Genomic DNA, 4,327 nt, shown 5'->3' on the forward strand with positions numbered 1-4,327 from the left:
TTCGGATGCCTCGTCGTGGTGGATGCCAAGACGTCGGCTACGCATTCGAGATCAACGTCGAAGCAGTGACGGGCGGCGCGACTTGAGAGGGCACGGTCACGGGCTCTCGAGTTAGCGACGGCTTGTCGAGCCTCCCGTCGTAGTCCGAGGGCCAATACGACTTGACTAGTCGAACATTTGTTCGAATACTGAACGGATGGGCTGGCAGAACCCTCCGATGCCGTGGCAGGAGCTGGAGCGCCGCCTGTCCGGCCGAGCCGAGCCTGACGACCGCGACGAGCTGGTGGGCGACGGCGGCGATTCGCCGGCCTGGTCGCGCAAACGTACCGCGTACATCCCCGCCGCGGACGCCCGTCCGATCGACGGCGGAGCGCCCCCGGTGCGGTACGCGGAGCTGCATGCGCACTCGTCGTTCAGCTTCCTCGACGGGGCCAGCTCCCCGGAAGAGATGGTCGAGGAGGCCGTCCGGCTCGGTCTCTCAGCACTCACCCTGACCGACCACGACGGCTTCTACGGGATCGTGCGGTTCTCGGAGGCGGCCGAGACTCTCGGCTTGCCGACGGTGATCGGGGCTGAGCTCTCGTTGGACGTCCCGATGCCGACCACCCAGTCCGAGCGGATGGTCGCGGCCCGGGTTGGTAAGCCCGACCCGACCGGGCACCACCTGCTCGTGCTGGCCCGCGACCCGACCGGCTATGCCAGCCTGGCTCGAGCGATCAGCACCGCCCAGCAACGTGGTGGCGTCAAGGGCCGCCCGGTGTACGACGGTGATGAGCTGGCGGAGCTAGCTAACGGTCATTGGCTGGTACTCACCGGATGCCGCAAGGGCCCGGTACGCGCAGCGTTGGCGAGCGGGCTCGACCCGGCGCGACGCGCGCTGGCCGACCTGATCGACCGGTTCGGGCGGGACAACGTCGTTGTCGAACTGACCTACGCCCTGGACCCACTCGCCGATGAACGCCACGACGCGCTGACCCTGCTCGCCGAGGAAGCGGGCCTGCCGGTCGTCGCCACCACGGCCGCGCACTACCACGGTCCACCGCGGCGGCCACTGGCCACTGCCGTAGCCGCGGTACGGGCTCGCAGCAACCTCGACGAGATGGACGGGTGGCTACCCGCATTCGCCGACCAGCACTTGCGGTCCGGTGCGGAAATGGCGGCCCGATTCGCCCGCTGGCCGGGAGTGGTCGAGCGAGCGGCAGCGCTGGGCGACGAGCTGGCCTTCCCGCTACGGCTCATCGCCCCGCAGCTGCCACCCTTTCCTGTCCCGCCTGGGCACACCGAGATGACCTACCTCGCCGAGCTAGCCCGCTCCGGTGCCGTCGAACGGTACGGCGACCGCAAGCCAGAAGAACGCGAACGCGCCTTCGCGCAGATCGAACACGAACTCGCCATCATCGACGAGCTCGGGTTCCCGGGCTACTTCCTCGTCGTCTGGGACATCGTGCGGTTCTGTCACTCGCGGGGAATCCTCTGCCAAGGCAGGGGATCTGCCGCAAACTCAGCGGTCTGCTACGCACTGAAGATCACTGCCGTCGACGCGGTGCGCTACGAATTGCTCTTCGAACGGTTCCTCTCCCCCGACCGGGATGGGCCACCAGACATCGACGTCGATATCGAGTCCGACCGGCGTGAAGAGGCTATTCAGTACGTTTATCACCACTACAACCGCGACCATGCGGCCCAGGTCGCCGACGTCATCACCTACCGGCCCAAGTCGGCCATTCGTGACATCGCCAAGGCGCTCGGTTACTCCCCCGGTCAGCAGGACGCCTGGAGCAAAGAGATCGAGCAGAGTTATTACTGGGCGCCGGACCTCTTCACCCGCGAGGACGATGCGCCGACTTCAAGGCAGTCCGAAGTACCGCAGCGCGTCGTGGATCTCGCCGCCGAACTGCAGAATGCCCCCCGACACATGGGGATCCATACCGGCGGCATGGTGATCTGTGATCGTCCGGTAGTCGAAGTCTGCCCGGTGGAATGGGGCCGGATGCCGGAACGCACGGTACTGCAGTGGGACAAGGACGACTGTGCCGCCATCGGGCTGGTCAAGTTCGACCTGCTCGGGCTAGGCATGCTCTCGGCGTTGCACTACTGCTTCGAGTTCGTCGAGCAATGGTTCGGGGTGCATTACGGGCTGCACGAGGTGCCGCCGGAAGATCCGCTTGTCTACGAAATGCTGCAGCGGGCGGACACCATCGGAGTTTTCCAGATCGAGTCCAGAGCACAGATGGCCACCCTGCCTCGACTGCGCCCGGAAAAGTTCTACGACTTGGTCATCGAGATTGCGTTGATTCGGCCCGGCCCGATCCAAGGCGAATCCGTGCATCCCTATATTCGCCGCAAGCACAAATTGGAAGAGGTCACTTATCCCCATCCCAAGCTGAAAACGCATCTGGAGAAAACGCTCGGCGTGCCACTGTTCCAGGAACAGTTGATGCAGCTCGCTATCGATGCTGCCGGTTGTTCGCCCTCGGAAGCCGATCAGGTGCGGCGGGCCATGGGGTCCAAGCGTTCGCACGAGCGAATGGAAGATCTGCGGCAACGGCTCTACGACGGGATGGCGCGCAACGGCATCGTCGGAGCGGCTGCCGACGACATCTACCTCAAGATCAAGTCGTTCGCCTCGTTCGGGTTCGCCGAGAGCCACTCGATCAGCTTCGCCTTCTTGGTCTATGCCTCCAGCTGGCTGAAGCTCTATCACCCGGCAGCATTCTGCGCATCGCTGCTCAACGCGCAGCCGATGGGTTTTTACTCGCCGCAGACGCTTGTTCACGACGCCAAGCGACACGGCGTCGTCGTGCTCGGCCCGCACGTGAACCTCTCACCCGCGGCCGCCGGGCTCGAGGCGGTGCCGGACGGCTACCCGGTCGACCCGCCCTACACCGGTCCAGGACCACCGCAACCGGCGGTGCGGCTGGGACTGTCCAGCGTGCGCACCATCAGCAGCGAGCTGGCCGAGCAGATCGTCGCGGAACGGAATCGCGGCGGTGCCTATACCTCGATGGCCGACCTGAGCCGGCGCGTGGGTCTCACCGTCGACCAGGTCGAGGCCCTGGCTACTGCCGGGGCATTCGACTGCTTCGGCTTGTCCCGACGGACGGCACTTTGGGCCGCCGGCGCCGTCGCCGCCGACCACCCTGGTCAGTTGAACGTGACCGCCTACGACGAATCGAGCACGCCCCCGTTGCCAACGATGAGCGAGGCCGAACAGCTCGTGGCCGACCTGTGGGCCACCGGCATTACCCGGGACGCCTATCCGACGGCGCTCATCCGCTCACGCCTGGATTCCTTGGGCATCGTCCCGGCGAGCGCGCTCCGCTCGATCGAGAACCGCACCCGGGTCACCGTCGGCGGCGTGGTGACCCATCGGCAACGTCCGGCGACCGCACGTGGCGTCACGTTCCTCAACCTGGAGGACGAGACCGGAATGGTGAACGTTATCTGTGACCCGGTGGTGTGGATGCGCCACCGCCGGGTGGCCCGCGAGTCCGGCGGGCTGATGATCCGCGGGATGCTGGAACGCGCCGACGGGGTCACCAACATCGTGGCGGAACGCATCGAGAAACTGTCGCTCGGGCTGCGCACGAAATCCCGGGACTTCCGATGAGCCAACCGGTAACCGGATCCGTCGCCACGACGAGCGAGCTGCGGTGGCACCTGGCCGATCAGGAACGCGATGGTCAGATCGCGCTGTTCGGCCTCGACGGACTCACCGGCCCGAACCGCGGCACCGGGCGGATGTCCGGGCTCGAGTTCCTGCACGTCACGGCCAAGCGGATCATCAACGAGGTCCCCAGCCGGTCGCCGGTGCCGTTCCGCTGGACCATCAACGTCTATCGCGGCTGCAGCCACGCCTGCACGTATTGCTTCGCCCGCCCGACACACAGCTATCTCGGCCTCAACATCGGGGAGGACTTCGACCGGAAGATCATCGTCAAGATCAACGCGGTCGAGCGGGTGCGGGCTGAGCTGGCCGATCCCCGATGGCAGGGCGACTCAATCGCCATGGGCACGAATACCGATCCGTACCAGCGAGCGGAAGGGAAGTACCGACTGACGCGCGGCGTCCTGCGGGCGCTCGCCGAGCGCGGCAATCCGGTCTCCATCTTGACCAAGTCACCGCTCGTCCTGCGGGATCTGGATTTGCTCACCGACGCCGCCGCGCGGACGTCGGTGCAGGTCAACCTCTCGATCGGCACCCTGGACGAGCGGGTCTGGCGGTCAACCGAGCCCGGCACGCCGCATCCGCGTCGGCGCCTTCGCGCACTACGCACGTTGGCCGAAGCCGGAATCCGCACCGGCGCGCTCGTCGCGCCGGTACTGC

At 66.3% G+C, this 4,327-nt stretch carries 2 protein-coding genes; both read left to right on the top strand.

Annotated elements, in window-relative coordinates:
* Positions 1 to 196 precede the first annotated feature (196 nt).
* The gene (locus VFW69_RS17835; protein ID WP_526503003.1) at positions 197 to 3,610 is read left to right on the top strand and encodes a DNA polymerase III subunit alpha; all 3,414 of its coding nucleotides are present in this window, start codon (positions 197 to 199) and stop codon (positions 3,608 to 3,610) included.
* Positions 3,607 to 4,327: radical SAM protein (locus VFW69_RS17840; protein WP_526503005.1), on the top strand; the 721-nt coding region annotated here is incomplete at its 3' end. The genes VFW69_RS17835 and VFW69_RS17840, both read left to right, overlap by 4 nt.

The organism is Mycobacterium sp. (genome assembly GCF_036273375.1).
Taxonomy (GTDB): Bacteria; Actinomycetota; Actinomycetes; order Mycobacteriales; family Mycobacteriaceae; genus Mycobacterium.